Annotated in this window: 22 protein-coding genes; 19 read left to right on the forward strand and 3 right to left on the reverse strand. The window is 39.7% G+C overall.

Going from position 1 to position 26,622, the window contains the following annotated elements:
* The first annotated feature begins 824 nt into the window (after nt 1-824).
* The 9 genes from ACFO6W_RS24365 to ACFO6W_RS24405 all read left to right on the forward strand — a co-directional run bounded on the left by ACFO6W_RS24365 (nt 825) and on the right by ACFO6W_RS24405 (nt 16,362).
* The gene (locus ACFO6W_RS24365; RefSeq protein WP_380001428.1) at nt 825-2,687 is read left to right on the forward strand and encodes an outer membrane protein assembly factor BamB family protein; all 1,863 of its coding nucleotides are present in this window, start codon (nt 825-827) and stop codon (nt 2,685-2,687) included.
* Nucleotides 2,688-3,152: 465 nt separating this feature from the next.
* Complete coding sequence (locus tag ACFO6W_RS24370) at nt 3,153-6,632, forward strand: SusC/RagA family TonB-linked outer membrane protein (protein WP_380001430.1); 3,480 nt, start codon at nt 3,153-3,155, stop codon at nt 6,630-6,632.
* 12 nt (nt 6,633-6,644) lie between these two features.
* On the forward strand, nt 6,645-8,519 hold the full coding sequence (locus ACFO6W_RS24375; protein WP_380001432.1) for a RagB/SusD family nutrient uptake outer membrane protein: 1,875 nt from the start codon (nt 6,645-6,647) through the stop codon (nt 8,517-8,519).
* 94 nt (nt 8,520-8,613) lie between these two features.
* Entirely contained in the window at nt 8,614-10,104 is a 1,491-nt protein-coding gene (locus tag ACFO6W_RS24380; RefSeq protein ID WP_380001434.1) for a glycoside hydrolase family 10-like protein, read from the forward strand.
* A 76-nt stretch (nt 10,105-10,180) separates the two neighbouring features.
* Nucleotides 10,181-11,140: an ROK family protein gene (locus ACFO6W_RS24385; protein ID WP_380001436.1), complete on the forward strand. Its 960-nt coding sequence runs from the start codon at nt 10,181-10,183 to the stop codon at nt 11,138-11,140.
* 7 nt (nt 11,141-11,147) lie between these two features.
* Nucleotides 11,148-12,305, forward strand: coding sequence for an MFS transporter (locus ACFO6W_RS24390; protein ID WP_380001438.1), 1,158 nt, complete (start codon nt 11,148-11,150; stop codon nt 12,303-12,305).
* Nucleotides 12,306-12,317: 12 nt separating this feature from the next.
* On the forward strand, nt 12,318-13,079 hold the full coding sequence (locus ACFO6W_RS24395) for a sugar isomerase domain-containing protein (RefSeq protein WP_380001440.1): 762 nt from the start codon (nt 12,318-12,320) through the stop codon (nt 13,077-13,079).
* Between the two features lie 11 nt (nt 13,080-13,090).
* Nucleotides 13,091-13,858, forward strand: coding sequence for a creatininase family protein (locus tag ACFO6W_RS24400; protein WP_380001442.1), 768 nt, complete (start codon nt 13,091-13,093; stop codon nt 13,856-13,858).
* Entirely contained in the window at nt 13,855-16,362 is a 2,508-nt protein-coding gene (locus ACFO6W_RS24405; RefSeq protein ID WP_380001444.1) for a glycoside hydrolase family 9 protein, read from the forward strand. The genes ACFO6W_RS24400 and ACFO6W_RS24405 overlap by 4 nt, the downstream gene beginning before the upstream one ends.
* A gap of 167 nt (nt 16,363-16,529) precedes the next feature.
* On the opposite strand, the gene ACFO6W_RS24410 is transcribed toward ACFO6W_RS24405, so the two are convergent.
* The gene (locus ACFO6W_RS24410) at nt 16,530-17,375 is read right to left on the reverse strand and encodes a hypothetical protein (protein WP_380001446.1); all 846 of its coding nucleotides are present in this window, start codon (nt 17,373-17,375) and stop codon (nt 16,530-16,532) included.
* Between the two features lie 411 nt (nt 17,376-17,786).
* Between ACFO6W_RS24410 and ACFO6W_RS24415 the strand changes: the two genes are divergently transcribed.
* From ACFO6W_RS24415 to ACFO6W_RS24425, 3 genes are read left to right on the forward strand one after another with little or no spacing between them, the layout of a single operon-like run.
* Nucleotides 17,787-19,007 carry a site-specific integrase gene (locus ACFO6W_RS24415; protein ID WP_380001448.1) on the forward strand — a complete coding sequence of 407 codons (1,221 nt, stop codon included), beginning with the start codon at nt 17,787-17,789 and terminating at the stop codon, nt 19,005-19,007.
* Nucleotides 19,008-19,027: 20 nt separating this feature from the next.
* Nucleotides 19,028-20,371 carry a site-specific integrase gene (locus ACFO6W_RS24420; protein WP_380001450.1) on the forward strand — a complete coding sequence of 448 codons (1,344 nt, stop codon included), beginning with the start codon at nt 19,028-19,030 and terminating at the stop codon, nt 20,369-20,371.
* A 1-nt stretch (nt 20,372) separates the two neighbouring features.
* A complete protein-coding gene (locus tag ACFO6W_RS24425) occupies nt 20,373-20,729 on the forward strand; it encodes a protein-tyrosine kinase (protein WP_044165790.1) in 357 nt (118 codons plus the stop codon).
* A gap of 51 nt (nt 20,730-20,780) precedes the next feature.
* On the opposite strand, the gene ACFO6W_RS24430 is transcribed toward ACFO6W_RS24425, so the two are convergent.
* Nucleotides 20,781-21,089, reverse strand: a complete 309-nt coding sequence (locus tag ACFO6W_RS24430) for a helix-turn-helix domain-containing protein (RefSeq protein ID WP_380001453.1) — start codon at nt 21,087-21,089, stop codon at nt 20,781-20,783.
* Between the two features lie 3 nt (nt 21,090-21,092).
* Nucleotides 21,093-21,383 carry a helix-turn-helix domain-containing protein gene (locus tag ACFO6W_RS24435; RefSeq protein WP_183209675.1) on the reverse strand — a complete coding sequence of 97 codons (291 nt, stop codon included), beginning with the start codon at nt 21,381-21,383 and terminating at the stop codon, nt 21,093-21,095.
* Nucleotides 21,384-21,862: 479 nt separating this feature from the next.
* On the opposite strand from ACFO6W_RS24435, the gene ACFO6W_RS24440 reads away from it, so the two are divergent.
* Genes ACFO6W_RS24440 through ACFO6W_RS24470 form a run of 7 tightly spaced genes read left to right on the forward strand, consistent with a single transcriptional unit; the run spans nt 21,863 to nt 26,442 of the window.
* Nucleotides 21,863-22,102, forward strand: a complete 240-nt coding sequence (locus ACFO6W_RS24440) for a hypothetical protein (RefSeq protein WP_380001455.1) — start codon at nt 21,863-21,865, stop codon at nt 22,100-22,102.
* A gap of 11 nt (nt 22,103-22,113) precedes the next feature.
* Complete coding sequence (locus ACFO6W_RS24445) at nt 22,114-23,115, forward strand: fusion protein (RefSeq protein ID WP_380001457.1); 1,002 nt, start codon at nt 22,114-22,116, stop codon at nt 23,113-23,115.
* A gap of 46 nt (nt 23,116-23,161) precedes the next feature.
* The gene (locus ACFO6W_RS24450; RefSeq protein WP_380001459.1) at nt 23,162-23,590 is read left to right on the forward strand and encodes a PcfK-like family protein; all 429 of its coding nucleotides are present in this window, start codon (nt 23,162-23,164) and stop codon (nt 23,588-23,590) included.
* Between the two features lie 3 nt (nt 23,591-23,593).
* A complete protein-coding gene (locus tag ACFO6W_RS24455; protein ID WP_380001461.1) occupies nt 23,594-24,886 on the forward strand; it encodes a PcfJ domain-containing protein in 1,293 nt (430 codons plus the stop codon).
* 31 nt (nt 24,887-24,917) lie between these two features.
* Nucleotides 24,918-25,589 carry a hypothetical protein gene (locus tag ACFO6W_RS24460; RefSeq protein ID WP_380001463.1) on the forward strand — a complete coding sequence of 224 codons (672 nt, stop codon included), beginning with the start codon at nt 24,918-24,920 and terminating at the stop codon, nt 25,587-25,589.
* Between the two features lie 43 nt (nt 25,590-25,632).
* The gene (locus tag ACFO6W_RS24465; RefSeq protein WP_380001465.1) at nt 25,633-25,950 is read left to right on the forward strand and encodes a hypothetical protein; all 318 of its coding nucleotides are present in this window, start codon (nt 25,633-25,635) and stop codon (nt 25,948-25,950) included.
* Between the two features lie 12 nt (nt 25,951-25,962).
* On the forward strand, nt 25,963-26,442 hold the full coding sequence (locus tag ACFO6W_RS24470) for a DUF7258 domain-containing protein (RefSeq protein WP_380001467.1): 480 nt from the start codon (nt 25,963-25,965) through the stop codon (nt 26,440-26,442).
* Nucleotides 26,443-26,622: the final 180 nt, after the last annotated feature.

Consider the following 26,622-nt stretch of genomic DNA (forward strand, 5'->3'; position numbering starts at 1 on the left):
ATATCTTATTGACCAGCGATGAGCCTTTTAGATTGGTTATGGTTTCTTTTGACTGACTTGAGTTTTGAAAAAATATAAAGCAATTGATTTTCATTTCTATTTATTTTATGTCGTTATGATTTCTTATCGGTTAAAGATCAATAATTCAATAAATGCGGGTCGGATATTCCGGCATAAGAGCATACTCGCCTGCAAGTTCGCTGATATTTTTTGAACGCAGAAAGTTGGTATGCTTAATAACAGAATGGATATTTTTATTATCTTTTTTAATGGTTTATATTTTATCAGGTATGAATGGTCATGACTTAAATCGTTATCCAAGATGTATCCCAGTGAATTATATGAACAAATATAAGGTGATATATTTGAATATCGAATAACATGTCCTGATAAATATTTATAATTAACTATTATTTATAATTAAATACATAAATTAATGTTCTATTTCTTTTTATTTTTATGTTTTTACGCTGCTGATTTGATTTTTGTACAAATTATTCTTTGAGTATATAGGATTGGTTTGGGTGTTTATATTATTAAATTACTTTATATAGTTAAATATAGTTAAAATAAATATCTAACACTAAATATATTGCTGGTTTTATTTGTTTGTGTATCATCATTTAATGAATCAAATATTTGATATACAATTATTAGTGTTGATATTCTTGATATTAACAATAATTAAAATATATAAATAATATATAATATATATAAAAATAAATGAATAACATGAAAAAGATATGAGGAAATCTTATACATTTGTATATCTCATAAAATGAAAAGTGCTCACGAATTAATTTAATTAATTAACGCCACAATCTATGAAGAACTTTTCCGGTCGTATAATAATAACAATTTTCTTGCTTTCCTCATTCACATTTCTCCGGGGGCAAGATTTTCGTTTTGCTCTGATCACGGACACCCATGTAACTAAAGATTCATTGGCATATAATGATTTAGTCCGGTCGGTGAATCAAGTAAATTCAACTCCGGGTATTAGCTTCGTTCTTGTAACCGGCGACCTTACCGAAGAGGGAGATGGAGAGTCGTTGCAAAAGGTAAAAGATTTACTGGACAAGCTGAATGTGAAATATTATGCTGTATCTGGTAACCATGAAACAAAATGGAGTGAGTCAGGTGCTACGGATTTCGGCCGCATATTTGGAAGTGAAAGATTTAAGTTTACACATAATGGATATACATTTCTGGGATTTAATACAGGTCCCATTATTCGTATGATGGACGGGCATGTAGCTCCTCAGGATATAACATGGTTGGAAAAGGAATTCTTGCAGGCAAAAGCAGGGACTCCTTTTATTCTTGTCACACACTATCCGCTATTGGATGGAGATGTGGATAATTGGTATGAAGTGACTGATCTGGCCAGAAAGTATAATGTTAAGGCAATATTGGGTGGGCATTATCATAGTAACAGGTTGGTTTTTTATGATGGAATACCTGCTGTGATAAACCGATCCAACTTGCGTGATAAAACAGATAATATAGGAGGATATTCTATTTATGAGGTCAACAATGATTCTATACTTGTTTATGAGCAAAAAATAGGACGTGTTCCACGAAAATGGGGCGGTTATGATTTAAATAAAGTATATTATACAGAAGACAACTCTTCTTATAAACGCCCATCCGATTCGGTGAATACAGTCTATCCGAAAGTGAAACCACAATGGATAACTAAAATTGGAAATACTATATATTCTTCACCGGTGGTATATGACGGTAAAATATATGTAGGTGACGATACCGGTTTGTTGTCCTGCTTGTCGTTGAAAAGCGGGAAACATATATGGAATTTTAAATCAGATAATAAAATTATAGGAACTCCTGCAGCATCTGATCATATTATTGTTTTTGGCTCGGCAGATAAATGTATTTATGCCATAAATGCCATAACCGGAAAGTTAGTTTGGAAATATCTTACTGAAGGAGCTGTTCTGGGAGCTGTGACTATTGATGGAGGTATAGCTTATATAGGTTCCGGCGACCATACTATGAGGGCTATAAATATTAAAACAGGTAAACTGAAATGGGAATATAGCGGAATAAAAGGTTATATAGAAACGCGCCCGCTAATCTATGACGATAAAGTTATTTTTGGAGCTTGGGACAATAATATGTATGCTCTTGAAAAAGAAACAGGAAAGTTGTTATGGTCGTGGAATGGCGGATTGACCCGGATGCATTTTTCTCCGGCTGCAGTATGGCCTGTGGCCGCTCACGGAAAAGTTTTTTTTACTGCTCCAGATAGAGTCCTGACCGCTCTGGATGCTGAAACCGGAAAAACAATCTGGCGTACAAAAGAATCGATGGTACGCGAAACAATAGGACTGTCTGCAGATAAAACCAGATTGTATAGTAAAACGATGCAGGACAGTGTTGTTTGTTATTCAGCTGTTGGATCTGAACCCCGAAAAATATGGTCGGTAAATGCAGGTTATGGCTATGACCATGCACCATCGATGCCTGTGGAGAAAAATAATGTTGTATTTGGCAGTACGAAGAACGGAATTATTTTCGCTTTAGGAGCCGATACCGGTAAACTTCTATGGAAGCATAAAGTGGGAAATTCACTGATAAACACAGTTGTACCTTTAAATGGTCGCTCCTGCCTGTTTACATCTGGTGAGGGAATTGTCGGCTTATTATCCATTCAGGATAAATAAGATCTGAGGTATACTAAGTTTGGAAAAACATACTAAAATATTTTGTAAAACCTTAAAAAAAAAATTATGAAAAAAAAGCCTTGAACCTAAATTGAAAATCTAGTCTTCTCATGTTTTAGTGCTTAAGATACAAATCAAAATTTAATCATTTTAGTAGGTCAGTAATTATATAAGCAAACTTCATTTATGCTTGATGAAATACAAAATATAAATATCCTCATTCTTTCTATTAGAGATGTAGTAGTGAATTGTATTTTATTAGGAAGGAATACAAAAAACACCGGGTAAATATTTAAAATTACTTTTCGTCCTCTATTATTATTTCCCCTAAGATGTGTTCCAATCAGTGTTAGCTGTCTGAGTTTTTTATATGCTTCAGATATGCATCTTTTTATATATTGACTACAGAGCTGGTCTTTGATTTGTGTTTATTTAATAAAAAGTATCAATTATAAACAAAGTATTATGAATAACTCTAAAAAAAGCAGAAAAATGCTGTCAAAGAAAATTCTTTGTTTGTTGGCTATAGGACTGGTCTTTTCGTCCTTAGGAAATAGCTACGCCAGCGACACGAGTACATTGCTGAAGGATATAACCGAGCAACAACAAGCAAAAATTACCGTTCAAGGAAAAGTTATAGACGCAAAAGGGGAGCCATTGATCGGGGTGAGTGTGGTAGTAAAAGGAACCACACAGGGTACTCTGACCGATATAGACGGGAATTATAGTATAAGTGTCGCATCTACCGATGTTGTAGTATTTACATACGTAGGATATAAATCCGAATCACGTACGGTTGGCAATAATAAAACCATCAATATCACACTACAGGAAGATTCGCAAATGATGAGTGAGGTCGTAGTTGTTGGTTACGGTACCCAAAGAAAAGAAAATCTTACGGGAGCAGTATCCTCTGTTGATGTAGGTAAAACGTTGGATAGTCGCCCTATAGCAGATGTAGGTCGCAGTTTGCAAGGATCGGTCCCTGGATTGTCGATTGTGATACCGAGTGGGGAAGTTGGTTCTGATCCTGTATTCAGGATACGTGGTCAGATAGCTTCTATTAATAGTACAGCAAGCTCCAGCCCTTTGATATTGTTGGATAATGTGGAAATCCCGAGTATCTCTTTAGTAAATCCTGACGATATTGAATCAATAAGTGTTTTGAAAGACGCGGCTGCTTCATCTATTTATGGTGCAAAAGCTGCTCTTGGAGTAATTTTAATTACAACAAAAAAAGGTGCTCAAACTGATAAGGTGACTGTTCAGTATTCTAACAATTTCTCGTGGTCAAAAGTGGCTAAAGATATTGATATGGCTACATTGGATGGCCTTGAGTACGCCATGTTGGCGATCGAAAGGGTTGGTACTGACATGACGGGCGCCTTTTGGAAGCTGGACCGGGCGAGTTATGAAAAGTCAAAGGCATGGGTTGCAAAATATGGAAACAGTGTAGATCCAAACGACCCAATATTATATGGCAGAGACTGGTATGTTAATGGAGCTAATAAAATGGGAGTGCGTATGTATAATCCTTATGATTATATGATTGAAGAATGGACACCAACACAAACTCATAACCTGTCGATTAACGGAATGTCGGGTAAAGTAAATTATAATATAGGGTTGGGCTATTTTGATCAGAAGGGTTTAATGAAAACAGCTAAAAAAGATGAATTCCAACGTTATAATGCTACTGCAAAAATAAGTTCTGAGATTAATAAATACATTACCGTAAGAAGTGGATTTTTATTCTCTCAGCGAACCAAATATTATCCTTATATAACTAATTCCACAACGGCTGACCCTTGGTTATATCTATACAGATGGGGGCCGTTACAGCCATTCGGCACAGAAAATGGCAATCTTGTTAGAAGCCCCGCATCCGAAGCTGCTCAGGCAAATACAGCATCTCAGCAGACAAATTATATGAATGTAAATCTTGGTGCCACTCTTAATTTTACCAAAGATTGGAATTTGGAATTTGATTATACATTTGCCAACAATGAATATTTGCAGGATAGACCCGGGACACGCTATACTGCAGCAGATTCTTGGTCGGCTGCGATACCTAGAACGGATGAAAACGGCAATCAGATCTATGTGAATGAAAACGGTGATATTGTTCCTGCCGGAACTACCGGAGCTATGCAAGCTTATCAATTACCTGTAAGTACTTATACTTCAAAAGGGGCTAATCCGGATCATATCTATCGTGAATCAGAAAATAAACAGCAACATACTTTTAATTTATACAGTACTTATAATTTGAATTTGGCAGATTTTCACCAGTTTAAGTTTATGGCGGGCTTGAATGCCGTAAAATCGAAGACAAAGAGCCATTGGGCACAAAAAACAGAATTACTGGATATTACTAATCCTCAGTTTGATATGGCTACCGGTACACAAACATCCGGAGGTAAGACCTATTGGGAGTCACAAGCCGGTTTTTTTGGCCGTGTTAATTACGCATTCCAACAAAAATACCTTTTAGAAGGCAATTTGCGTTATGATGGAACCTCTAAATTCCCTACCGATCTGAAATGGCGTTGGTTTCCGTCTTTTTCTGCAGGTTGGCGTGTCAGTGAAGAGGCATTTATGGAATGGGCGAAACCGACATTAAATTCTTTGAAGTTCAGAGGATCATGGGGAGTCATTGGTGACCAATCGGTATCATCTGGTTTGTATATGCCGACCTTAGCATATAGTACTTCTACCTGGCTTGATGGAACTACTAAATTTCCTTATTATGGAACTCCGTTACCCGTAGACCGATATATTACATGGCAAGATTTCGAAACGTTGGATTTTGGTGTGGATGTTGTTGTTTTTAATGGACTTAATATCACTTTTGATTGGTATCAGCGTTATACACGAAATATGATTACACCAGGTCTTACATTACCGTACACATTTGGCGCTCCGGCTCCTGTCGGTAATTATGGAGAATTAAGAACAAGAGGTTGGGAAATAACCCTTGATTATAATCATAGATTTGCGAACGGATTAAGTGTAAATGCTATGTTTACTTTATCTGACGCCGAAACCTATATTACCGGTTATGATGAAAGCGCGATCAAAGGTACCGCTGCCGATTCATATTGGAAAGGGAAACGCTATGGCGATATCTGGGGATATAAAACAGATCGTTTATATCAGGCGGATGATTTTGAATATAATCCGGACGGTTCTTTCCAGACTATTATAGTAGATGGCAAAACTATGAATAAACTTAAAGGAGATAATCCTGTATATCAACCGTTTGTCCAAAACTCTGCTAATTTTAGATTCGGCCCCGGCGACGTTAAATACAAAGATTTGGACGGTGATGGGAAAATTACGAATGGTAGCAATACAGCCGATGAACCGGGTGACCTTGCTGTGATAGGCAATACAACGCCTCGTTACAACTATGGCTTCCGTTTGGGGGCCGATTACAAAGGATTTGATGTCCAATTATTTTTCCAAGGTGTGGGTAAACGTGATATATGGGGAGACGGAGCATTGGCTATACCCGGCTATAACGTATCAGATGGAGCTATGTCTCAAGCGATTGCAGGTGATTTTTGGCGTGAAGACAGAATGGATGCTTTCTATCCGCGGCCTTACAATATAGGTGCTGTTGCCGGAGGTTCCACTGCTTCTAATAATACTCACGTGCAAGATCGTTATTTATTGAATATGGCCTATTTAAGACTCAAGAACGTGACTTTTGGTTATAGTCTGCCTCCAAATATAATTAGAAAAGCGTATTTGACTAAAGCGAGGGTGTATATGTCGATGGAAAACATATATACATGGGATCAATTGAGAGGTTTGCCTATCGATCCCGAAGTGATTAATGGTTATTCAATGTATAATGCATCAAATTACAATTCTGGAAGAACTGGTGTTGGAGCGCCTATGTTTAAGAATGTATCGTTTGGTGTTCAGTTAACTTTCTAAAATTAAGCAATTATGAAAATAATCAACATAACAAAGAAAGCAGTATTTGCATTTGCTTTACTGTCTATACTTCTTATATCAAGTTGTAGTGATTACTTGGATCGTCCGCAGTTAAATAGTCCGGATGATGGAACATATTGGACACAGGAGAGTAATGTGCGTCTGTTCGCAAATGAATTTTACACACAGTTCTTTGTGGGATACAATTCGAGCTGGACTTTGGATTATTCCCACTTTAAAGGATATGTTTTCAGCGATGATGTAGTTTCAAAAAATGTGCAGGCCTTGTTCGAGACCAGCGTACCCTCTACATTGGGCAGTAATAGCAATACATCCAATACGAGTGGTGTACCAAGCGCTCCAGCATGGCGATCCCAATATGCAGGGCCCACATGGTATTTCGGATGGATACGGAAATCAAATCTTATGATTAATCGTATAGAAACACGAATGCAAGGCATTCTTTCGCAGGAAGCGTCAAATCATTGGATTGCAGTAGCACGCTTTTTCAAAGCGCTCGACTATTGTCGTTTAGTTAGTGTATTTGGTGATGTCCCTTATTTCGAACAAGAATTTACTACTGCGGATAAAGATATTATGTACAAAGACCGGACTCCTCGCAACGAGGTCATGGATAATGTGTATAACGAGTTTAAATCAGTGTTGCAAAATCTTCGTGAAAATGATGGAAATCAAACTTTAAACAGAGATGTGGCTGCTGCCTTTATATCGAGATGGATGTTGTTTGAGGGTACTTGGCAGAAATATCATAATGGAGATGAAACGAGAGCTAAAAAATTCCTTGAATTCGCAGTCGAAGCTTCCGAAATTGTAATGAATTCGAATAAGGGTTACGCAATAGCTACCGATTTGCGTACACTTTTTGGCTCTGACAATTTGGCAGGCAACAAAGAATGTATTATGTACAGGCATTATGATGCCTCCCAATCGATAACACATTGTATAGCTTCTTATAACTGTAGTTATGAAGCTCAAGATTTGTCGGCAAACCTTGATGTGGTGAGAGCCTTTATTTGTAAGGATGGAAATGTCTGGCAAAGTTCGACGGTAACAGATGCGAAAAAATTTGATCTGGCTAACCTGATAAAAACACGTGATCCACGCTTTGAAGCTTCATTTTTTGATCAATTAAATGAAAGAGCGGCAGCTTTGCTCTTTACGGTAAAATTTGTAGACAGGGAAGGACCTAGGCTTACACCACCGATCCCAGCCAAATATTATAGTAATACTAATACAAATGATGCTCCGGTTATTCGTTTAGGAGAAATTCTTTTGAACTGGATAGAAGCAAAAGCTGAATTGGCTACAATAGGAGGGGCAGCGATTACTCAGGCCGATATAAACAAATCCGTAAATGTTTTGCGTAACAGACCGTTGGATCAGGAAGCCATTAGTAAAGGTGTGGTTAAAACGGCTCCAATGAATCTAAGTACATTACCTAACGATCCAGCACGCGATGCTGATGTCACTCAATTAATTTGGGAAATCCGTCGTGAACGCCGTATGGAATTGTATATGGAACCTGCTCGTTTATTAGATATCAAACGTTGGAAGAAAATAAATTATATGAAAGGTTCTGTTAAGCCAGATATCTTGAAAGGCATTTGGGTAGACATTCCTAATGAGATACCTTCGTTAGTTGCTGAAACAAAAAAAGGTATAACACAGGTCATGAAAGAAGATGGGACTATAGTTAAATTTGACGGAACCAATGCCGCCGCTATGGTCGGATATTACTTGCCTGAAGGAGTGAAAGACAGAGATGATTTTACAGATAGAGTATATTTGTCTCCTGTGGGAAAGAATCAGATCGACTTATATGCCGGTCAGGGTTATAAATTGACTCAAACGCCAGGTTGGCAATAAAATCCTATATAATTAAAACACTTCCCCATCTATTCAATGGGGAAGTGCTTTTTAATCTTTGTAAGTTAAATATATATTCACACACTTTAGACATATGAAAAAACTTGGTTTATATTTAATTATACTGATATTTTCGGCTTATATTGCACATGCCCAAACTAATAAAAGAGCATTAAGAGGTGTTTGGGTAGCTACCGTTACCAATATCGACTGGCCTGCCAAACAGGGACTTTCTTCGGAAGAGCAGAAACAAGAGATGATCTTTTTACTTGATAAAGTAAAAGATTATAATATGAATACTATTATTTTTCAGATAAGACCTACAGCAGATGCTTTTTATAAATCCAGCTACGAACCTTATAGCCATTGGTTGACAGGCGTGCAGGGGGAAGATCCCGGATATGACCCCTTACAGTTTACAATCGATGAATGCCATAAGCGGGGACTGAATATACATGTGTGGTTAAATCCCTATCGTATAAATAACGATACGGTTGCCTATAATACATATGCTAAAGATCATATAATCAATAAGCATCCCGATTGGGTGATAAACTATGGGAAAGCAAAATACTTCGATCCGGGATTAGACGGAGTTCGTGAATTTACGTGTAAAGTAGTGAAAGATATTGTAAACAATTATGATATCGATGCCATCCATATGGATGATTATTTTTATCCATATAAAATATCGGGACAAGAATTTCCCGACTCCCTGACCTTCGTGAAATATCCGAGGGGTTTCGGGAATAAAGAAGACTGGCGGAGAAATAACGTCAATCTTATCATCAAAGAAATAAATGAAACTATAAAGTCGGTAAAACCCTGGGTTGAATTTGGAATCTCTCCTTTCGCTATCTGGAGAAACAAGACAGAGGACCCGAGAGGATCAGAAACAAAGGCCATGACAAACTATGATGGTCTGTATGCCGATATACTGTTGTGGCAGGAAAAAGGATGGATCGACTATGTTCTTCCTCAGCTGTATTTTAATATAGGATATCCGATTGCCGATTATGCAATATTATCTGATTGGTGGTCAAAATATAATTATGGGGCTAACGTTTATGCGGGTCTTGCACCTTACAGGGTATCAAAAAAAGCGAAACAGAAAGAATGGCATAGCTCTCAAGAGCTTATTCGTCAGATAAACAGAAATATGGCGGACCCGAATATCAAGGGCGAGATCTATTTTAGTGCAAAATCCTTATTTGATAAGCCGGAAGTAAATTTAGAAAAGCGTCTGGTAAAAAAAGAGTACAAATCATTAAGCATTTCGCCCGAAAACAACAGGATTAAGCGTATTGAACCTGAAAATCCGTTAAATGTTTCACTACAAACAGAGGACGAACATAACATTATACTGAAATGGCAGCGAGGTAAAAATGCCAAACGTTTTGTTATCTATAAGTTTAAAAGAAATAAGCCTGTAAATAGGGACAATCCGGAAACGATTATTGCCGTAACAGGTTTGACCGAAATCGTATTACCATATAAAAATAAGAAAGATTTTAAAAAATACCGCTATGGTATAACAAGCCTTAGCCCTTCTCATTCCGAGAGTTCTATTGTCTTTTTCGATTAATGAGAAAAGTAAATAGGCATAATTTGCTTTCACCTCTTGTACACACTTATTCACGACCTTAAATATAAATGATATCATGGCTGTAATAGGAATCGATTTAGGAGGAACAAAAATTATAGGGGCCATCTTCAATAATGAAGGGTATATTCTCGAAAAGAAGTCGTCTTTGTTGTTGGGGAAGAAAGGCAAAGACGTGGGCACATTGGTGATGCATATTATAGATGAATTAATCGACTCCTACAACGGTAGCGATTCAGATATAAAAGCAATTGGTATTTGTGTCCCCGGAATAGCCAATAGCAAAACGAAGAAAGTATGGGCACCTAATATAAAGGGCTGGGAGGATTATCCACTGCATGAGGAAATAGAGATTCATATAAATAACCCCTCCGTAAAAGTCGATATCGCAAGTGACCGGACTTGTTATATACTAGGCGAGGCATGGAAAGGTTCGGCTATGGGATGTTCTAATGCATTGTTCGTTGCAGTAGGAACAGGGATTGGTGTTGGTATATTGTCTGATGGACATGTTTTGCACGGACATGGAGATATTGTTGGTGCGGCAGGATGGATGGCTCTGGGGCTTCCTTACGAAAAAGATTATGAGCTATGCGGCTGTTTCGAAAGCCATGCTTCTGGAGATGGTATAGCTTATCAGGCAAAAAAAATACTCAAAGAAGGCACGTCTTTTAATGATAGTTCCTTACGAACGATAGACATTCAGTCTATAAAAGCGAAAGATGTATTTGTCGCTTATGAAGAAGGTGATGCCTTGGCAAAATATGTATTGGATAACGCGATACGAATGTGGGGTATGGCTGCCGCCAATTTAGTAAGCCTTTTCAATCCCGAAAAAATAATATGGGGAGGTGGAGTATTTGGTCCTGCTGCTTATTTTTTCGATCAGATATATAAGGAGGCCTGTAAATGGGCTCAGCCTATAAGTATAAAACAAGTAAATTTCGAAAAATCTTACCTTGGAGGAGAGGCTGGTTTGCTTGGTGCGGGGTATTTAGCTATTCTATCATTAAAATGATGAATATATGTATAAAAAGAATCTTGTTTATATAGCGGCTTGCATAGGGATGGCATTTTTCGGGATTGCATTTATCGTGATGGGTTCCATCCTGCCTGTATTGACCGGGAAGTATAATCTTGATGCTGTTAGCGCATCTTCACTGGTTACATTCCTGCCTGTAGGCGTTTTGTTGGGATCTATTGCCTTTGGGCCTGTGGTCGATCGTTTCGGGTATAAACTAATGTTAATAGTAAGCACTTTTATAGTATTGATGGGATTAAGTGGTCTATCTTTTTTTGATAACATATATATCCTGCGCTTATCTATATTTCTTATCGGTGTGGGAGGGGGGATGCTTAATGGTTCTGCAAATGCATTGGTATCTGATATATCTGACGATAAACAAAGAGCTTCGAAACTAAGCGTATTAGGCGTCTTTTATGGAGTAGGAGCCCTTGGTGTACCAATTCTGTTAGGTACATTGTCAAAGATATATTCCTATGAAATAATATTGCGATATACCGCAATTTTTATGTTTATCTGTATTTTATATTTTTTAGCAGTAAAATTTCCCAGGCCCAAGCTTACCCAAGGTTTTCCGATAAAAAGAACTCTTACTCAGATAAAGGAACCTGCACTACTTGTTTTGAGCTTATTCCTGTTCTTTCAAAGCGGAATAGAAGGTTTATTCAACAATTGGACGACAAGCTACCTAAAATCGGTATTATCTGTTCAGGAAGGGGATATTGTTCTTTCTCTAACGTTCTTTGTGCTGGGAATGACTGTTTCCCGTTTGTTGCTTAGCTACATTTTACAGAAGCTGAAACAATATTATATTCTTATAGGAAGTATGGCATTATCCATGATGGGTATTGTCCTGCTTAATTATACAATTTCTTTTCCTATGGCTGCTACAAGCCTGTTTATTACAGGTTTTGGCCTGGCGGCCGGATTTCCTGTAGTTGTAGGAACTATAGGCTCTATGTATAAGGAAACTACAGGTACTGCTATCGGGTTTGCCCTTTTTGTCGCATTAAGCGGGAATTCGATATTAAATTATGTAGTTGGATATATTTCGCGGGCATTCGAAATATCTTCATTCCCTGTTTTCCTTGCAATTCTGTTGCTTATGCAAGCAATTATTGTCTTTACAAATTCAAAAATTATTACTAATAACAATTAAAAACTCAAAGTTATGTTAGCATTACAATGGTTGGCAAATGCACGGGACATCATGCAAAAAATAGAAGAAACCCAGTTGGAAAATATAAAAAAAGCTGCAGAAGTTATGGCAGACTCTATAGAATCAAATCATTGGGTGCACACATTCGGCTGTGGGCATGCTACGATCCCCGTAGAGGAAATGTACCCGCGCATTGGCGGATTTGTTGGTTTTCATCCTATGGTAGAGTTGCCAATGACATTTTTTACTGGGATAACCGGGCAAATGGGTATTCATCAATTTTTGTTTCTGGAGAGGGCTGAGGGCTATGGCAACGCTATAATGAAATCTTACAATTTCGATAAGCAAGATTGCATCTGGATTTTTTCACATACAGGTATCAATAATGTAAATATTGATGTAGCTTTACGGGCCAAAGAATTGGGAATGAAGGTTATCGTGTATGGCTCTGCGGCGGAAGCTAAAGGTAAAGTTACCCGCCATCCGAGCGGGAAGACCATATTCGAGATTGCTGATATTGTTGTTGACTCGTGTGTACCTGTTGTAGACGCATCTGTACCGTTAAAAAATCATCAGGATAAGATAGGCCCTGTTTCTACACATGCTTTCGTTACGCTGGTATGGATGACAATAACAACAGTTGCCGAGATATTGGCTGACAGGGGTGTGAAATTATATATTCATCCGTCACATAATGTTCCGGGCGATACGACGGCTCACGAACGTTTGGATGCCTGCCTGGCTGAATATAAAAGACGTGTAGCAACAATTTAAAATTTCCTGTCATGGGTGAGTTGGAACATATCGACCTGCAAGTCGAAAATTACGGACATATAAGAAGTAAATCGTATTCGTTTGCCGTATTGCCATGGGGCGCCACAGAACCTCATAATTATCATTTGCCGTATCTTACCGATTGTTACCTCGCCCATGATATTGCAGTGGATGCTGCCGCAAAGGCCTGGGCTAAATATGGTGTCAGAGGAATGGTGTTGCCACCCATCCCTCTTGGCGCTCAAAATCCGGGACAACGCGAATTACCATTCTGTCTGCATACGCGTTATGAAACACAGAAACATATTCTGTATGATATCGTAGAATCATTGGACTACCAGAATATCCATACTCTGGTAATAATAAACGGACACGGGGGCAACAGTTTTAGACCTCTCATACGTGACCTGTGTGTAGACTATCCGCAAATGGTTATTGCCTGCTGTGACTGGTTTTCGGTAGAAGCGCAGGATAATTATTTTGAAAATAGAGATGATCATGCCGGTGAAATGGAAACTTCCGTCATGCTGCATTATCATCCCGGATTGGTAGACCTGAGCATGGCGGGGACCGGTGAAAGCAAGCCTTTTAATATAGAATCCCTGAATAATAAAGTAGCATGGGTTCCGCGTAACTGGGCAAAAGTATCTTCTGATACCGGCATAGGTAATCCGCGTAGGTCTTCTGCCGATAAGGGGGAAGTGTATGCTACAGTTGTAACAGATAAAATAGCTATGCTATTTGACGAATTAGTTAACCAAAGTATTTATAAAAAATGAAAATATCAGAAAGAGCGGAATGCCGCTATTTACTAATTGTATGGCTCACGTTTACATTTGTCGGCTTTGCCTGCGCCCAAAAGTCGTGGGTTAGAATCAATCAGCTGGGATATTTGCCGGGCAGTGTGAAAACCGCTGTTTTTATTTCCCAAGATGAAACTGATAATCTGACGTTTGAAATAAAAGATGCAAAATCAGATGCATCTGTTTATAAAGGAAAGGGGACAAAAACCAATGCTGGACGATGGGGAATGAAAACGGCTCTACGCCTTCCATTCTCACCTGTGGAAAAAGACGGTCAATATTATATCGAGATTAACGGAACAAAATCTCCGGTATTTAAGATAAATGCAGATGTATATAACGGTTCAGCAGACTTTTTGCTAAAATATATGCGTCAGCAACGTTGCGGATTTAATCCGTATCTGGATACTGTTTGTCATCAGCATGACGGATTTATAGTCGATCATCCTACACGTACAGGCGAGAAAATAGATGTTCGCGGAGGGTGGCACGATGCTTCCGATTATCTGCAGTACCTGCCTACTTCGGCCAATGCTACATACCAGATGCTGTTTGCGTGGCAACAAACACCGGATAAGACAATATTCAAAGACGAACATGATGCCGCAGGCAAAAAAGGCAATAACGGAATACCGGATATCCTGGATGAAATACGTTGGGGATTGGAGTGGATGGTGAGAATGAATCCTGATTCGGCGGTCATGTTCAATCAGATAGCCGATGATCGTGACCACGCCAGCATGCGTTATCCTTCCCGTGACTTTGTAGACTATGGATGGGGCAAAGGTACAGGACGTCCCGTTTATTTTATTACCGGCAAATCACAAGGATTGAGAGAGCATAAGAACCGTACGACAGGCGTTTCTTCGAGTGCCGCTAAATTTGCATCTGCATTTGCTCTGGGAGCCGACATATTTAAGGATATGGACCCGGATTTCTCTATTATACTTAAAGAAAAAGCAGGATCTGCTTATGGATTTGCTGAGTCTGATCTGGGTAATTTTCAGACGGCCTGTGTGGTCTCTCCTTATTTTTATGAAGAAGATAACTGGGTGGACGATATGGAGTTGGCTGCTGCCGCTAAATATGCAATAACAAAAGATAATTCATGGCTGAAAAAAGCAGATTACTGGGGGCAACTGGAAGAAATAACCCCTTGGATGGAATTAGGCCGGGCACGCCATTATCAATACTATCCGTTTGTAAATCTCGGACATTTTTATCTTTCCCAGTCGAACGATGAGGTGATAAGCGATAAGTATACCGGATTTATGAAGAAAGGGCTTGAGTCTATTTTGAAAAGGGCCAATGAATACAATGACCCTTTTCTGAACGGAATCCCTTTTATCTGGTGTTCGAATAATCTGGTTGCTGCTGCTATAACCCAGGCTCAGCTTTATTATCAGACATCGGGCGACGACACATATCTGGAGATGGAAGCGGCATTGAGAGATTGGCTGTTTGGTTGTAATCCGTGGGGAACATCCATGATCTGCGGTTTCCCTGAGAATGGCGATTCACCGCTACGGTCGCATTCTTTCGTATCGGAAATTATCAAGGACGTACCTTACGGAGGATTGGTGGACGGGCCTATTTATAAGTCGATATATGAGAATCTCAGAGGAATACATTTGAAATATGAAGATGATTACGCACCATTTCAGTTTGGAGCTGCTGTATATCATGACGATCCGGGAGATTATTCATCAAACGAACCCACAATGGATGGAACAGCCAGTTTGAGTTTTTACCTGTCCACAATGGAAAAAACAGGTAAAATTCAAAAAAAAAAGACTAAATCAGTAATTGATAATCAGGGGGCTACTGTTCGTATCGATACCGGAAAAAAAGTAATTCATCTGATTTTTTCTGCTGATGTTGCGTTTGAAGGTGCGCCTTCAATACTCAAGGTGTTGAACAATAATAAGATAAAAGGTTCTTTCTTCCTTACCGGTAACTGTTTAAGGATGAAAGAGCATCAGCCGGTCATAGAAGAAATTATCCGTAAAGGACACTATATAGGAGGACATTCCGATAAACATATTCTTTATGCTTCTTGGGACAACCGGGAAAAAACATTGGTGAGCACCGATAGCCTTATAAATGATTTCCGGCGAAATATGGGCGAACTAGCCCGCTTCGGAGTAGATATAAATAAAGTGGATTATTATTTGCCACCATCCGAATGGTATAATAGAGAAACGGTGCGTCTCATTGAAACGCAGGGACAGGTGACAATTAATTTTACTTCGGGATTGCGGACGGCTGCCGACTATACGACACCTGATATGAAAAACTATATGTCGTCGCAGCAACTGATCGATCAGTTATTTGCTTTTGAGAAAGAGAATGGTTTAAACGGTGCTATTATACTCATTCATCCGGGAACACATGACAGCCGTACTGATAAATTGTATTTGCGTCTGGATGAGATAATTAAAGGATTGAAGAAGAAAGGTTATTCTTTCGACCGCTTATAATTAAGATAACTATTTATCTATAAGTCGTTTGTAATTAAGTGAAAATTCTGGTTGTTAATGGAGATTTAACCGGATTCGTACTGCCGGGTGCTTTCTGTCTTTTGCCGGGGTACTGAGTTTTAATTTAGGTAGGACAGGACACAATATTGACTTGTGTTCTGTCTTTTCTATATTTGTTCGTTATTCCGGTGGTATTCAACTAATCCTCTGATCGGATTTTCTATGATTACATCTATGTAGATTCCCATATCTTGCGCTATTTCACGCAACATGAATGAATACATTTTTGCATGTGATCCTACAAACCGTATAGGATACTCATTGTATTCGTATTGAAGAATGTTCCTTTCGAAAAAAGACCTTAGGTTTTGTCTGACCAGATTGTTGACATAAGGATGTTCCAAATGTTCATACAGAAAGGATGATAATACAGATAAAAGCCTGTTTGGAAAAGGTTTTGAATATACATAATCCATTATCTCATCCGGATCGATTTTATATTTTTTATAGAATGGATCAATCAGGTCTTTCGGAGCTAATCCTTTTAAACAGTCGGATAGAAACGCTTTTCCCAGTGATGCGCCACTGCCTTCATCTCCTAGTATATATCCTAAAGACTTGACATTCTTAATTATTGTTTCTCCATCATAGAAACAGGAGTTAGACCCTGTTCCTAAAATGCAAGCTATTCCTGCTTCATCCTGAAATAGCGCACGAGCCGATCCCAAAAGGTCGCTTTCGATTATGGAGGGGATTTTAAATTGTGCTTCGAGTGAAGCCTTTACTATATTCTTTTTTTCGAGGGACGAACAACCTGCTCCATAAAAATATATAGAGGTAAATCTGGCCTTAAAAAATATTTGAGGCAGTTGTAACCTGATAAGCCGACTAATCTCTTTTCTTGTTTGAAAAAAGGGATTAATACCGTCTGATAAAAAATGTTCAGCTATTCCATCTCTGTCAACTAAACACCATTCTGTCTTTGTTGAACCACTTTCGGCTAGTAAAATCACAAACTTTAATATTAAATTACTACAAATATATAAAGAATCTCGCAAAGATAGGCAAAATTTGGAAGAATAGAGTAAGTATTTGGTTGTTAGGTTAGTTCAGCGTTGTTTCGCTATATTCTTCTAATAGGCAAAGTGGAAGAATATAGAGCAGTTAAGCGAAAGATTTGCTACCTATATACTGCCTTTTTGGTTAGTCGAATTAGGAAGCAAAAACAACCTGAATAAAGATAATCACCTTAAAGAGCACTTGTTTTTCTAAAAACGTCTTTCAAAAATAACCCTTTTTTCGCACTAACGGCAGAAAGATGGGTTTTTTAGTAGAAAATTGGAGTTTGTTTCCCATTCGCTCCATATTTTATACAACTGAAAATAACTCTGTTACAAGTAATTTTACACTTAAATAACAGAGTTATGACAAAGGACGTAAAGGTGTCATTCTACCTGAAAAGGAATGAAACGAAAAAGGATGGTAAAAGCCCTGTAATGGCAAGGCTTTCAATCGGAAAATTCTCCGAAACCATCTTTAGTGCAAAAATGACTGTTCCTGCAGATTTATGGGCATCCGGCCGTGCCACAGGGAAAAGCCATACGGCAAATGAAATTAACCGGCAGTTGGACGAAATCAGAGCATCCGCCCTGTCGTATTACCGTGAACTGTCGACGGTAAGGGATGGCGTAACAGCCGAAGATGTAAAGAACTTATTGCTGGGCATGGCATCCGGGCAGGAAACGCTATTATCCTATTTCCGTACCCATAACGAGAATTTCGACAAGCGCATCGGCGTAAACCGTAAGGAAGGTTCGGAAAAAGGTTATTGGTTCACACTTAACCATCTCACAAAGTTCCTGAAAGAGAAATATAAACTTTCAGATATTCCATTTTCTGCATTAGACAGGTCGTTTATTGATAAATTTGACCTCTATCTGAAAATTGACCGTCGGCTTGCTCCGGGTACGATAGTAATATATACTACTCGGTTGGGCACTATTATCGGGGAAGCTATAACCGAGGGCATCATCACCAAAAATCCTTTCGCCGGTTATGAGCCGGAGCGTCCTGAACGGCAACAAAAATATCTTACTCGAAAGGAGTTGAATAAGCTGATGACAACTCCGCTTGTTACCTCAAAGCAATACCTTATCCGTGATTTATTCCTCTTTTCATGCTATACCGGAATCCCGTATTGCGATATGTGCAAATTAACTGACGGAGATATTTCGGTTGCCGAAGATAATGTAGTCTGGATAAAAACATTCCGTGAGAAAACCGGAATAGACTATGAAATTCCCATGCTCGAAATTCCTTTGCAAATTCTTGAACGCTATCGGGGGACAGCAACCAACGGACGACTACTGCCGATGTACCCAAATGGGGAGTTGAACAGGGCATTGAAAAATATCGCCCGTATATGTGGTATCGCCCGACGGCTCACCTGGCATTGCGGGCGGCACACATACGCCACCGAAATCACTCTTTCACAGGGTGTTCCTATCGAAACGGTAAGCCGTATGCTCGGACACAGCCAAATTGCGACGACGCAGATTTATGCGAAAATCACCAACGATAAGATTGATGAGGATATGAAAGTGTTGGAGAAACGTATTGCCGGGAAATTCAAATTTGCTATCTAATAACTTAATATATTTCAATCATGGAAGCAAAAAACAAAGAAGATAAGAAAGATAGACGGCGCAGCACATTTGCGATTTTATTCTATATAAACCGTACTAAAATCCGCAAGGACGGTATGTGTCAGCTATTGTGTAATATCAGCATTGACGCTGAATCCCAGCAGGTGGGAACTAAAGTATCCGTTAATCCGTCCCTTTGGAATTCATCGGAAGGCCGTGCCGCAGGGCGTAGCCAAAATGCGCTCCAAGTAAACAAGTCTATCGACGAGCTTACGGAACGTATCAAAAACCATCATAAGGAAATAAAGGAGAGTTTGGGATTTGTTACGGCCGAACTTGTTAAGAACGCCCTGAAAGGTGTAGCACAAAAACCACTCACGCTAATGAAACTCTTTAAAGAACATAACGACGAGTTTAAAAAACGGGTTGGAGTAGATCGTAAGAAAGAGGCACATGACCTTTATGTGGTGTCCTACAATCATCTTTTGGCATTTATCAGGAAAAAATACGATACAGATGATGTAACGCTCCGTAGTCTTAACCTTCGTTTTTACGAGGATTACGATCTCTTTTTAAGGACAGACAGAGGGTTACAGCAAAAAACAGTGCATCAACATCTGTATAACCTAAAGAAAATAACCAAGCGGGCTTTCAATCAGGGAACGCTCCGGCGCGATCCTTATATGAAACTGTTTCCCGAATTGCCACCGCTAAAGAGCCGTCATCTGAAACTGGAAGATTTGGAGAAACTGATGCAATGCCAACTCGACAGACCCAACTTATGCCGCGCCCGTGATTTGTTCGTTTTTTCGACGTTCACCGGATTGTGCCACGCCGACCTTACAAGATTGTCTGACGAGCATATTGAACAGGCTTCTGACGGAAGTTTTTGGATTAAAATAAAGCGCCAAAAGACCGGAACAGGATGTGATGTACGCCTTTTGGAAATACCCCTGAAAATTATGGAGAAATACCGTCCTCAGAGAACCGGCAAACGTATATTCAAAGTTTATGACCGTAGCTATATGGGGAAACTTTTGAAAGAAATCGCTAAGATTTGCGGAACCGGACATATTTCATTTCACAAAGCACGACATAATTTCGGAACGCATATTACGCTCTCACAGGGCGTTCCTATTGAAACCGTAAGCCGGATGATGGGACATAAGAATATCTCCACCACACAGATATACGCCAAAGTAACCGATAAAAAAGTGGATGAAGATATGAAACGGCTTAAATCCCGGACGGCATCTAAAGCTAATAAAGTTACATTGTATGAAGATGAATCGCTCCGGGCGGCTATCCGTTATCCCGGAGAAAGGAAGAAAAACAAGAATGTTCAACCCTCAAACAATCAATAAAATGAATACAACAACAATCAAAATAGAAGAAGGACGGGTAATTATCCGTTCAATAGCGGGCGGCGTTTGGCTTACCCAGCACGAAATCGCCGATATTTTCAGCGTGTTCATATCGGCTATAAACAGCAATATCCGTTCCATACTAAAAAACGAGATATTACGGGAAGATATGGTTTGCCGCCATAAGGATAATGGAAACGGCAGTATATTGACACTCTATAATCTGGAAATGATAACGGCACTGGCTTTCCGGCTCAAATCCCGGCAGGCACAATATTTTCGTGAGTGGATTACCGGACAGGCATTGAATCCCGTAATACTTTGGAAAATCCCCGGCATTAATACGATGCTGAATTGATTGCTATATGCCGGAAACAAGAAACGACCCGTAAATAAGGTCGTTTCTTGTTTATACCAATTCCTGTTGGTCGATGGTCTGCTTTCGGGAATCTTCCAAAAATTGCTGTATTTCTGATTCTTTATAAAGAATTTTACCACAGATCAGGTAATAGGGAATAGTTCCTGCCGAACGGTATTCCTGTAATGTCCTGCGGCTTACCCTCAGCCTTTCCGAAAGCTCCCGGTCGGTAACGAAGCGTTGCCCGTTAAAAGAACGACGGGATGGAACTTCTAATTTATCAATCAGACTACTTGCCTTTTCCAACCGTCGAAAAATGTCTATCACGCGCGGATCGCTTTTTTCAATCAAATTATTCATGACCTACATTTTTTTCGGTTGATGAGCCGAAGATTGCAGTAGTTTCTGCACATCTTCCGGCTTGTAACGTATCTTATACTCTATACGGCTATAAGGTAATAACCCCTTTTCCCGATAGCTTTGCAGGGTACGTTTGGTTATATCCAATATCTCGCAAACATCCTGATTATCCAGCCATTTTTTCAAACTTAAATCTTCCTGACGACGGTATAACCTCTCCGCCTTTTCTTCAATATCTTCGACACGTTTTACTAAAGTGTCAAAGACCTTTATACTCATACTGATTATCTCCATATTTCTACGCTTTGTATTCCCGGAGAAACAAAAATAGACATTCCCATTTATCTATTTACCGCTCTGTTTTTCTATGGCATAGAGTGGCTACCAACTAAAACAGACTGGCAGCCAAAGTTGGTCAACCGCCAATAAATACAGCGATTGCAGTGATTGTTTCCCATAATAACCAATCACTGATATAGTTTTTTCTACCGTTCTCCCGGTATAACGTCTTCCTCATTTTTATATGCCTGGATATGGAGAGGGTAAAAACATGATGGTTCTGTTGTCAGCAGCAAAGGTATTTCCGGCGTTCACGCTCCTGCAAGATCGCTTCGCGCCCTCCGGGTTTTGCAAACAATCTTCCGACATCGCCGGGGCGACGTTGCGTATTCTTTGCAAAAATCTGGACATGGGCTAACACCGGCCTTTGAAAGCTACTGAAACAGAACTCATCATACCCTCTCCGTTACGGCATAAAAAAAAAGTCAGACGTTATGAGAACAATAGAAAAAAATAAAAGGAAACATGAATCTATCAACCATCCATTTAGCATTGGATTGGTAGTAAAGATAGTAGCGACCGCAGTAGGTTTCTATGTGTGGGGTATTGACTTTATTTGGGTGGTCTTAGGCGTGGTTTTCTGTTGGAATATCCTAAAGGGTATCGCATCCTGCCTTTTCTCTCTTGTCGCTCTGATAGGCTTTTTTTGGTTCTTATTCATTCACGTTTTTTAATCCCGACAGTTATGAGCAAAGTATTTTTATTAGGTACAAACAAGGAAATTGACAGAGCCAAACAAGTGGTAGAAGTCAATCAGGTTATCCAAATGGAGGGTTACAGTTATGACAGGTATGTAGTGTATGAAATCCGCAAAAACGATTGGGGCATTGCTTACAAGCTGATTAACCTACGGACAAAGGAGTTTTATACAGCCGACATTATCCGACCCTTGAAAGAAAAATTCGGTATCGGTTACTATTACGACAGCGAGAACTCTCAATTTATGGACAGTTTCGAGGTAGCAATACTTCTTCAACAAGCACACGGGCAGAAGCAAGCGGAGCAGGACGAAGCCGAAAAGGAAAAAATCAGAGTAGAGCAGGTTAAAGAAATCGGAAGAAAACGCTTTGCCGAGATATTCCCCGAAGATGCACAAGCAGTTATCGTGGCGAGATTGAAACAGGACGACAGCGACCGAATGACCGATTATTATGCACACAGTACGCAACGCACTGTTATTTTGGACTTTTCTAAGCATAAACGGGACATCTTTTCCGAAATGCGGAAACACGCTCCCAATTTAGAAGAAACCGCCTATTTAGCCGAGTTTAATGAGGATTATGAACACCGTGAGAAATACAGCATGGGCGACGGCTATTATTTGGGAGAGAGTAAATATTGCGGTTGGATAATCGAAAAAGTGAAAGTCTATGACCGCAATCGCACGATAGAGGATTTTGCATACACCGCAGGGAACGAGGATAATATCTGTATCAGAAAACCGAACACAACGCCACCGAGCAAGCCGACAGAACCGACAACGGAAAGCGAAGGCGGTTGTACAATGGTAGAATATTCAGCCAAAGCAGTAGCAGTATTCGGAGAAACGAGAGCCATAAAAGACGAACTCAAAGCAATGGGCGGACGCTTCAATAGCCGATTGACATTCAACGGTAAGAAGTTGGCAGGTTGGATTTTCTCAAAATCACAGGAGCAACGTTTAGCCTATTATTTCGGATTAGATTAAGTATTCACACGGGGCGGAGCAATTCGCCCCACAAATCACAAAAACAATGAAAGCAGAAAATACAGCAACCGATTATTTCAAAATAACTATACAGAGTTATTTAGAACAGAGAGCGCAGACCGATGAACTGTTCGCCCCCACCTATGCCAAGTCGAACAAGAACATTGACGATTGTGTAACCTACATTCTCAATTACGTGCAGCAAAGCGGAATATGTGGATTTACGGATGATGAAATTTACTCCCTTGCCCTGCATTATTACGATGAGGACAATATCGAGGTTGGCAAGCGCATTGAGTGTAATGTTGTGGTAAACCATACCATTATCCTAACCGATGAAGAAAAAGCACAGGCACGACAGAAAGCCATTCAGAAAGTACAGGACGAAGCCTATGCCAAAATGAAACACGGTAATGCCAAGCCGAAAGCCAAGCAACCCGAAACGAACACAGTCCCTAACCTATTCAATTTTTGAGCCATGAAACCACTAAATAAATTCCAAGCACAGGTAGTAGAAGCAAGTAAAACCCTGCCGAAACTCACGAAAGAACAGACCCAATGGGGGTATGAAAACGGTATAGATCATATCGGACACCGCACCGAAAAAGGGGTAATGACCTGTACTAAATGCGGTCATTCGTGGCAGGGTGCAGGGCATTTGGTCGCCACCCTAACGGATTGCAACTGTCCGAACTGCAATGCCAAACTAACGGTAGAAACCACCAAAAAACGAACATTCAACGCTCGTTATTACATGACAGTAATAACCGCCCATGCAGGTTATCAGGTATTGCGCTCTGTAATGCTATTCTGTTCGGTTAAGGTCGGAGAAACGCCCAAATACGACTATTCAGAGGTTATGCAACGGTGGATTGCTCCTAATGGTAAACATTGCACGTTCGCAAAACTCCGTCAGACAATGGGTACTTGTTATTATGATGCGTGGATATTTCATACCCCTTTAGAACTGCGACATGAAAATAACAATAACAAGTTTTACATAAATGTATATGACAAAATATACACGGGCGTAGTTTACCCCCGAATGAAACTTATCCCCGAAATCAAACGCACAGGCATTAGAAAGGCATTCTACGGACAAAAACCGTTAGACCTGTTCCGTACTCTACTCACTGACAGCCGTGCCGAAACGCTGATAAAAACAGGCTATACCAAGCTACTCAAACGCATCATGGACAGCGGTTGGAAGAACATAGACAAATATTGGCAGTCCATCCGTATCTGCATCCGAAACGACTATAAAATCAAAGATGCAACGCTTTGGTGCGACTATATAGACAATCTTCGATTCTTCGGGAAAGACCTCTATAATGCCAAATATGTATGCCCGACAGACCTCAAAGCCGAGCATGACCGATATATGCTGAAAAAAGCCAAAACCGATGCACAAGCTGAATTGGAAAAACAACTTGAAAAGGAAGCCGAATTTAAAGCTATTAAAGAGAGGTTTTTCGGACTTATATTTTCCGATGGGCGTATCAGCATCCGTGTACTTGAAAGCGTACAGGAGATAATAACAGAGGGGCAAGTGATGCACCATTGTGTAGGTAGCTATTCGACTAAAGAAGATTCCCTTATCCTTTCGGCAACCATTGACGGCAAACGCATTGAAACCGTAGAGGTATCTATTTCCCAACTGAAAGTAATCCAATGCAGGGGCGTATGTAACAAGACCACCAAGCACCACAGTCAGATACTTTCACTTGTAAATAACAATATGCCACTCATTGAACAACGATTGGCAGCATAACAAAGTAATCAATCACAAAAAAAATAATGATATGAAAAAGTGTAGAATAGTAAAAACGGAAAACGGCTTTGCCGTAAGGGGTACGAACTTCCTTAACCATTGCGATGCCGATATGTACGCCTATTATTTGGCTAACTCCCTGAATAACGGGGGAAAACTGATATATGTTGCTAACGTGGACGAAGCCATTGAAAAGCATAACCAGTTAGAGGAAGCAACCAATGCCGATTGGTTGCGGGTATGTTGGAACAGGAACGCAGGGTGCTACCTGCATACAAAAAACGTATATGCACTTAAAGACAATTCGCTTCACGGCAATATTTACCAATTTTACAAGGATGCCGACCAATGGTGGGAATACATGACCAACGAAACAAAAGCGGTCATTTCGGGTATAGACAGCCAAACGGCAACGGAGTACCATTATCGTGCTTATTGGGCGAAGATACAGCCCTCAGATAAGAACTGTATTCATAAATATTGGCGACGTAGGAACGGCTTAATAAGGTTGGACGAAGACGATGCTAAATCCCTGCAAATGGAGGTTATCTGCGAATTGGCGGACTTACAGTTGGAACAGGAGTACAGCAAGAGCCGAGAGGATATGTGCGACGAAAACGGCTCTTTTTACGAGGATTACCAAGACAGGTTTAACGACATCTATGATGATATTGAAGCAAGGCTTTTAGATAATGAACTTTAATAATCGGGGTGGCGAAAGCCACCCACAATAATAACACAATAGAATGGAAATCATAACTAAAGGATATATGAACAGCAAAGTACAGCCATTTCCCGAATGGGATTTAGAGGTACAGGATGCCATACACGAAGCAATGAACCTCATTGTAGGCAAACACGGATTCAGAACCCATTTTGAGATATGGCGTAATTGTGAACTGATAATCACTATCGGACATAACATTAACACCACTTCGATAGAGATACGACCGCCCGAAACAGCACTCATAAGACGTAGAGCCAACTGGCATAACTCATACGCCTATTTCAGCAACGGTACATTTCGGGCAAACAGGGATAGAACAAAAGTAGAACTAATCTAAAAACCAACAGATATGAAAGCAAAAGATGTAAATGAAGAATTGATAGGTAAGCGGTGCAAGTGCATCTTTACGGGACTTATGGTAACGGGAACTATCGAGGACGTAAAGCATACGAAATATACCGCAGAGGTAAAAACCCGTTTCGATGAACCGCATAATTGGGGTGGAGAACTCTATCATTTTGATTGGGCACACGCCCGACTGCATGATGACTTCGGTTCACTCCACCACCTTGAAATAATAGACGACAAATACCAAACCCTGCGGGTAAGGTTTACAAAGAGCATATCTGAAATTGACAGGATGTTTGCCCGTAATTATAAGAATTGGGGAGCAGTCAATTTGAAAGAGTGGATTGATAACTATGAGAGTAGCCGTTTTACACTGATTGCCTATGATATGGCTGTTATTACCTCCGAATACAACATGGAACATATTGAGGAATGGTTACGCAAGAATACCCCCATTCTGTCCATTGAAAAAATCATTTAAACCATGTATAAACTATTTATAGGCTTTCGGAAGTTGGGCGAATTTCCGACTATACAAGAAGCAAAGAAGTATGCCCAAAATAGCGAGGAAACAGGCGTTTTTTCGCTCATCGGAGATAATTTGGAAAATCCAGTGAGCGTTGCCCCCTCGTGCCAAATCTAAATTGACCCCTGAAAAAAC

Origin of the sequence: Dysgonomonas termitidis, from assembly GCF_042654545.1 — a bacterium.
GTDB classification, from domain to species: Bacteria; Bacteroidota; Bacteroidia; order Bacteroidales; family Dysgonomonadaceae; genus Dysgonomonas; species Dysgonomonas termitidis.